Below are 6015 nucleotides of genomic sequence, written 5' to 3'. Positions count from 1 at the left end.
TGCGGGGGCAGGATTTGAACCTACGACCTTCGGGTTATGAGCCCGACGAGCTGCCAGACTGCTCCACCCCGCGTCTGTCTGTTTGACGGCTGCCGATTGCCCAGCATCACCGTTGAAATTTCAAAGCCGTTGAACACATGCACCTGAATGCATACATTCAACGGCTTTTTGTCTGGTTGCGGGGGCAGGATTTGAACCTACGACCTTCGGGTTATGAGCCCGACGAGCTGCCAGACTGCTCCACCCCGCGTCTGAAGAGAAAGATTATAGGGCATCTAAATCAGGAACGCAACCTCTCTCTGCGCTCTTTTGAGAGTGATACACTTCTATCCGCATTTGCCGATGTCCGTGCGACGTTTCAGCCACACCGACACCGGCAATGGAGCGAGACGCGCATGCAAACCGATAACAAACACATCAAGCCACGACGATCCTCTCTTATGAAATTCTGTTCCGAATGCGGTCAGCCGGTTTCGCTGCAAATTCCCCAGGACGACACGCGCCAGCGCTACGTCTGCGGCAGCTGCGGTACGATCCATTACCAGAACCCGAAGATGGTGGTCGGCTCGGTGCCGGTGTGGGAGCAGGATGGCCAGGTCAAGGTGCTGCTTTGCAAGCGCGCCATCGAGCCGCGCCTGGGTTACTGGACGCTGCCGGCCGGCTTCATGGAGAACGAAGAGACCACCGAGGACGCCGCCGTGCGCGAGACCGAGGAAGAAGCCGGCGCGCGTATCAAGCTGCATGAACTCTATACGCTGGTGAATGTGCCGCACGTGCATCAGGTGCACCTGTTCTACCGCGCCACCCTGCTCGACCTCGATTACCATGCGGGCATCGAAAGCCTGGAAGTCGATCTCTATACAGAGGAACAGATTCCCTGGGCGGAGATCGCCTTCCCGACCGTGGAATTCACGTTGCGCGCCTTCTTTGCCGACCTGAAGAAGGTGCGCACCGGTGACGGCGGCTTCACGCTGCACACCGAAGACATACGGCGCCGCATGATCTGATCCGCAGGAGGCAAGCGGATGATCGCCTGGCTCAATATCGACACTCCTTTCCCGGATGTCTCGCGCGCGCTGAAAGACCCGGCGGGCTTGCTTGCGGCCGGCGCCGACCTGTCGCCGCCGCGCCTGCTGGAAGCCTATCGCCAGGGCATCTTTCCGTGGTTCTCGGACGGCCAGCCTATCCTCTGGTGGAGCACCGATCCGCGCATGGTGCTGCGCACCGACCAGTTCGTGGTCTCCGACAGCCTCAAGAAAACCCTGCGCCGCATCGAGCGCAGCCGCCACGGCGACGGCCTGTGGCAAGTCACCTTCGACACCGTGTTCGAACAGGTCATGCTCGGCTGCGCCGGTCCGCGCCGGCACGAGCACGGCACCTGGATCTCGCCGGAAATCATGGAGGGCTACACCGGCCTGCATCGCGCCGGCTATGCGCACTCCTCGGAGGTCTGGCTCAACGGCGAGCTGGTGGGCGGCGCCTATGGCGTGTCGATCGGGCGGATGTTCTACGGCGAGTCGATGTTCGCCCGCGTCAGCGATGCCTCCAAGGTGGCGCTGGCGCATCTGGTGTTCTTCCTGCGCAGCCAGGGCGTGCAACTGATCGACTGCCAGCAGGAAACGTCTCATCTGGCCTCGCTGGGCGCGCGCCCGATCACGCGCGATGACTTCCTGCGCCACCTGCGCGCAGCCATCCTCGAACCGCAGATCCACGGCTGGCAGCCGCTGAACCTGCTGGAGACCGGCATCCCGGCCGCAAAATCGGCCTGAGCGCGGCCGCCCGGCCCGCGCCGCTGTCATGGGCTTTGTCACCGAAGCCGTCAAAGTAGTGTAAATTAGCATTCCGGCTCATCGCCCCCGGCTGCCGCCATTCTTCCGCCGTCGGGCTCGCGCAAGACAGGACAGGACGCACATGACGCATCTCAAAGACTTGCCCTTCTCGACGTTGCAGTTCTATGCAACCGCGCCCTATCCCTGCAGCTATCTCGACAACCAGCAGGCCCGCTCGCAGGTCGCCACCCCTTCACACCTGATCAATGCCGACGTCTACTCCGAGCTGGTCAAGACCGGTTTTCGTCGCAGCGGCATCTTCACGTATCGCCCGTATTGCGACGGCTGCAACGCCTGCACGCCGGTGCGCATCCGCGTGGCCGAGTTCGAACGCAACCGCAGCCAGCGCCGCGCCTGGGAGCGCAACCGCCACCTGGTGGCGCTGGTCACCAACCTGACCTACGCCCACGAGCATTACGAGCTCTACCTGCGCTACCAGTCGGTGCGCCACGCCGGCGGCGGCATGGACCAGGACAGCCGCGACCAGTACGCGCAATTCCTGCTGCAGAGCAAGGTCAACACCCGCCTGGTCGAATTCCGCGAGCCCGACGGCACGCTGCGCATGGTCAGCATCATCGATGTGTTGAACGACGGGCTGTCCTCGGTCTACACCTTCTTCGACCCGGACATGCCGGCCTCCAGCTTCGGCACCTACAACATCCTGTGGCAGATCGAACAGGCGCGCCAGCTCGACATGCCCTATGTCTACCTCGGCTACTGGATCAAGGAAAGCCAGAAGATGGCCTACAAGACCAACTTCCAGCCGCTGGAAGCATTGCGCAAGGGTGAATGGCTGCCGCTGGAAGACTGAGCAAGGCGCCTTCCATGGCGCCGGCATGGCGTGAAAACCACGGTCCGGCGGCGCGGACACGTTAGAATAGCGGCACTTTTTCATCGCCATCCGCCATCCCATCGTGTCCGACAAATTCCTCTACGCGCTTGCGCGTCCGCTGCTGTTTTCCCTCGAACCCGAGACCGCGCACCACCTGACGCTGCCGGCGCTGCGTTGCGCCGCGCGCTACAGCCTCACCGACGTGTTCACCAAGCCCAAGCGCGACCCGCGCACGGTGATGGGCATCGAATTCCCCAACCCGGTCGGCATGGCCGCCGGCCTGGACAAGGACGGCGCCTACATCGACGGCCTGGCGGCGCTGGGCTTCGGCTTCATCGAGGTCGGCACGGTCACGCCGCGGGCGCAGCCTGGCAATCCGCTGCCGCGCATGTTCCGCCTGCCGGCGGCCGACGCGGTGATCAACCGCATGGGCTTCAACAACGGCGGCGTGGACGCCTTCGTGGCCAACGTCCAGGCTTCGCGCTTCTACCAGGAAAAACAGGGCGTGCTGGGCCTGAACATCGGCAAGAACGCCGACACCCCGATCGAGCGCGCCGCCGAGGATTACGTGCACTGTCTGGAAAAGGTTTATCCCTACGCCAGCTACGTGACGGTCAATATCTCGTCGCCCAACACCAAGAACCTGCGCCAACTGCAGGGCGCCTCGGAGCTGGATTCCCTGCTGTCGCAACTGAAGTCGGCCCAGCGCCGCCTGGCCGACCGCCACGGCCGCTACGTGCCGGTGACGCTGAAGATCGCGCCGGACATGGATGACGAGCAGGTCAAGAACGTCGCCGATGCGCTGCTGCGCCACCAGATCGACGCCGTCATCGGCACCAACACCACCATCACGCGCGATGCCGTCAAGGGCATGCCGCACGGCGAAGAAGCCGGCGGCCTGTCGGGCAAGCCGGTGTTCGAGCTGTCCAACCGTGTGATCCGCGGCCTGAAGGCCGAACTGGGCGACGCCCTGCCCATCATCGGCGTGGGCGGCATCTTCAACGGCGAAGACGCCAAGGCCAAGATCGATGCCGGCGCCTCGCTGGTGCAGCTCTACACCGGCCTGATCTACCGCGGCCCGGCGCTGGTCAATGAATGCGCCGAGGCGCTGCGCGCGCCCGTGGCGGCAGCCGGCCACCACTGAGCCGGCAGGCGCCTTTCCCCCGGCCTTGCGTCGGGACGAAAAAAAACAGCAGGCTGATGCCTGCTGTTTTTGTCTCTCCTGCACGAAGACGCCGGATCAGTCCTTCGACGATTCGCGCTTGAGATTGAAAATCTGGCGCGCCTTCGCGTCGGACTCGGATTTTTTCTCGAAGTCGGTCTTCTCGCAACCGACCAGAACGGTACCGACGACCAGCGTCAGCAACATGACGACGACACGCATGATATTCCCCTGAAGATTCGGATGATGCTTTTCCGGATGGCTGCCGGCCGGGCGCATCCCCTGGCCCCGATCCCGGCAGGCACCATTTTATGCCCAAACAGGATGCCGTAACGCAAGCCGCCGAGAAAGAATTTCGATGCGCCGCATGGCCCGCGACTGCACATTTGTCGCGCCGGCGCGGCGCTTTGTTCACGCCCCCCCCCCCGCACGCACGCCCACAGGCATGAACAGTCGGCACTCAGTCCGACGCGGCCGGTTCTATAATGGAGGGCTTATGACGGCCCGGCCGTCCACCGTCACCGATGCCATGTCCGCCGATACCATTTCCGCCAACAGCCAGATGAGCCACTTCGACAGCCACGCCAGCGTTTGGCTGTTCGGCTACGGCTCCATCATCTTCAAGGCCGACTTCCCTTACCTGGAACGCCGCCCGGCGCATATCACCGGCTGGGCACGGCGTTTCTGGCAGGGCTCGCACGACCACCGCGGCACCATTGACGCGCCCGGGCGCGTGGTGACCCTGGTGCCCGAGCAAGGCGCGCTGTGCGCCGGCATGGCTTACCTGATCACGCCGGAAGTGTTCGCCCACCTCGATCACCGCGAGAAGAACGGCTACCTGCGCCTGGTGACCGAGATCCACTTCGGCGACAACGGCAAGGCCGAGGGCCTGATCTATATCGCCTCGGAAGAAAACGCCGCCTTCGCCGGCCCCGCCAGCGAACTGGAGATCGCGCGCCAGATCGCCCGCGCCGCCGGCCCCAGCGGACGCAACAGCGAATACCTGCTGCTGCTCGCGCAGGCGCTGCGCGAACTGGGCTCGGAAGACGCCCACGTCTTCGAAATCGAAAAGCACCTGCTGCAGCTGGAACGCGAGGCGGCCGGCCAATAAGGCGTGGTATCTTTGCCAGCGCCCACCACCATCAGCAATCAAAAAACACAAGGAAGAAGAACATGATCAAAGCTCTCGTCGCATGCGCAACCGCACTTGCCCTCGTCGCCTGCGCGGCGCCGGTGGAACGGACCGCCAGCGGAGAAATCCCGTCCTCGCGCATCTACATCAAGAGCATGACCCAACAGGACGCCGGCCTGACCCAGGTCGAATTCAACCGCGCCGGCGGCATGTTCAACAACGAGATGCTGGAGCTGGCCATCAATGACGTGGTGCTGGCGCAAATGGCCGGCGGCGAACACCTGTCGATCTGGCTCAAGCCGGGCAGCTACGATTTCAGCGCCAGGCCTGTGCATACCCTGAATACTCCCGCCACCGCCAAGCAAAGCCGGGTAACGCTGGAGATCAAAACCGGCGGCGCCTACAAGCTTCAGATCGCCACGGACATCCACGGCCTGAAGATGAGCCTGGCCGGAAAATAACAAGCTTGCCGGCAGAAGCGGCGCGCGCAATCGCGGCTGCGCCCTGTTGCCCTCGCCATGTCGCGCAGATGAAACATCGCGCGACTTTTTTATGCCTGCAACACGCCGCGACTGACACTTTTCATTTCAACAACAAACAATTAACCATCTGATTTATAAGGATTTTTATGAAATTCAACGGTCAATCCGAGCTGCAGCCCTCAGTTATTCAAGAATTCGATAACTGATATTGGGATTCAAAATTGGCTCCGTTGCGATCAAGCGCATATATTGCAATGCAACAGATCACTTTTCCTTACGGAGCCCAATATGAACATCGTCGTCGACTTCCTGCCCTACACCCTGCTGATCGGCGCAATGGTCGCTCGTTACCTGATCTCGACCAAGTAATCAGCGTCCGGAGGCAGCTCTCCCCGCGCATGGCAGCATGCGCAAAAGAGCAAAGAGCAGTACTTGAAAAAGCGGTTATTGTCGCATTGCAATGCTGACAAGCCGCTTTTTGTTTTGGGCGACTGATTGGTGAAATTCTGCCTGGATTTGCATCTTTATCATTATTGCTGATAACAGGATGCGGCCCTGCGCAGGAATGCGGTGACGCG

The 6015-nt window shown here is 62.1% G+C and carries 7 protein-coding genes and 2 tRNA genes; 6 read left to right on the top strand and 3 right to left on the bottom strand.

Translation table 11 applies throughout. The annotated features are described in order from the left end of the window. Together J8I26_RS00150 and J8I26_RS00145 are read right to left on the bottom strand one after the other, a co-directional pair. Positions 1 to 73 (bottom strand) — tRNA-Met (locus J8I26_RS00150). Positions 74 to 173: 100 nt separating this feature from the next. Then, positions 174 to 250: transfer RNA gene (locus J8I26_RS00145), tRNA-Met, on the bottom strand. A 190-nt stretch (positions 251 to 440) separates the two neighbouring features. Between J8I26_RS00145 and J8I26_RS00140 the strand changes: the two genes are divergently transcribed. The 4 genes from J8I26_RS00140 to J8I26_RS00125 all read left to right on the top strand — a co-directional run bounded on the left by J8I26_RS00140 (position 441) and on the right by J8I26_RS00125 (position 3805). Continuing rightward, a complete protein-coding gene (locus J8I26_RS00140) occupies positions 441 to 1007 on the top strand; it encodes an NUDIX hydrolase (protein ID WP_209602931.1) in 567 nt (188 codons plus the stop codon). 18 nt (positions 1008 to 1025) lie between these two features. Beyond that, positions 1026 to 1769: a leucyl/phenylalanyl-tRNA--protein transferase gene (gene aat / locus J8I26_RS00135; RefSeq protein WP_209602929.1), complete on the top strand. Its 744-nt coding sequence runs from the start codon at positions 1026 to 1028 to the stop codon at positions 1767 to 1769. Positions 1770 to 1911: 142 nt separating this feature from the next. Next, positions 1912 to 2640 (top strand): arginyltransferase, encoded by a 729-nt coding sequence (locus tag J8I26_RS00130; protein ID WP_209602927.1) that lies wholly within the window; start codon positions 1912 to 1914, stop codon positions 2638 to 2640. Positions 2641 to 2743: 103 nt separating this feature from the next. Further along, on the top strand, positions 2744 to 3805 hold the full coding sequence (locus J8I26_RS00125; protein ID WP_209602925.1) for a quinone-dependent dihydroorotate dehydrogenase: 1062 nt from the start codon (positions 2744 to 2746) through the stop codon (positions 3803 to 3805). 96 nt (positions 3806 to 3901) lie between these two features. Here J8I26_RS00125 and J8I26_RS00120 read toward each other — a convergent pair whose 3' ends face one another. After that, a complete protein-coding gene (locus tag J8I26_RS00120) occupies positions 3902 to 4045 on the bottom strand; it encodes a hypothetical protein (protein WP_209602923.1) in 144 nt (47 codons plus the stop codon). A 307-nt stretch (positions 4046 to 4352) separates the two neighbouring features. On the opposite strand from J8I26_RS00120, the gene J8I26_RS00115 reads away from it, so the two are divergent. Next, entirely contained in the window at positions 4353 to 4934 is a 582-nt protein-coding gene (locus J8I26_RS00115) for a gamma-glutamylcyclotransferase (RefSeq protein WP_209604686.1), read from the top strand. Positions 4935 to 4996: 62 nt separating this feature from the next. Continuing rightward, entirely contained in the window at positions 4997 to 5416 is a 420-nt protein-coding gene (locus J8I26_RS00110) for an NAD-GH domain containing protein (protein ID WP_209602921.1), read from the top strand. Positions 5417 to 6015 lie beyond the last annotated feature (599 nt).

The sequence above is a fragment of the Herbaspirillum sp. LeCh32-8 genome, from assembly GCF_017814915.1.
Taxonomy (GTDB): Bacteria; Pseudomonadota; Gammaproteobacteria; order Burkholderiales; family Burkholderiaceae_D; genus Herbaspirillum.
Note: the sequence above shows the minus strand (reverse complement) of the source record. Positions and strands in the feature narration are given on the sequence as shown.

Coding starts and splice junctions, on each gene's coding strand:
- J8I26_RS00140 (WP_209602931.1), top strand. CDS start 441: ATGAAATTCTGTTCCGAATGCGGTCAGCCGGTTTCGCTGCAAATTCCC.
- aat (WP_209602929.1), top strand. CDS start 1,026: ATGATCGCCTGGCTCAATATCGACACTCCTTTCCCGGATGTCTCGCGC.
- J8I26_RS00130 (WP_209602927.1), top strand. CDS start 1,912: ATGACGCATCTCAAAGACTTGCCCTTCTCGACGTTGCAGTTCTATGCA.
- J8I26_RS00120 (WP_209602923.1), bottom strand. CDS start 4,045: ATGCGTGTCGTCGTCATGTTGCTGACGCTGGTCGTCGGTACCGTTCTG.
- J8I26_RS00115 (WP_209604686.1), top strand. CDS start 4,353: ATGTCCGCCGATACCATTTCCGCCAACAGCCAGATGAGCCACTTCGAC.
- J8I26_RS00110 (WP_209602921.1), top strand. CDS start 4,997: ATGATCAAAGCTCTCGTCGCATGCGCAACCGCACTTGCCCTCGTCGCC.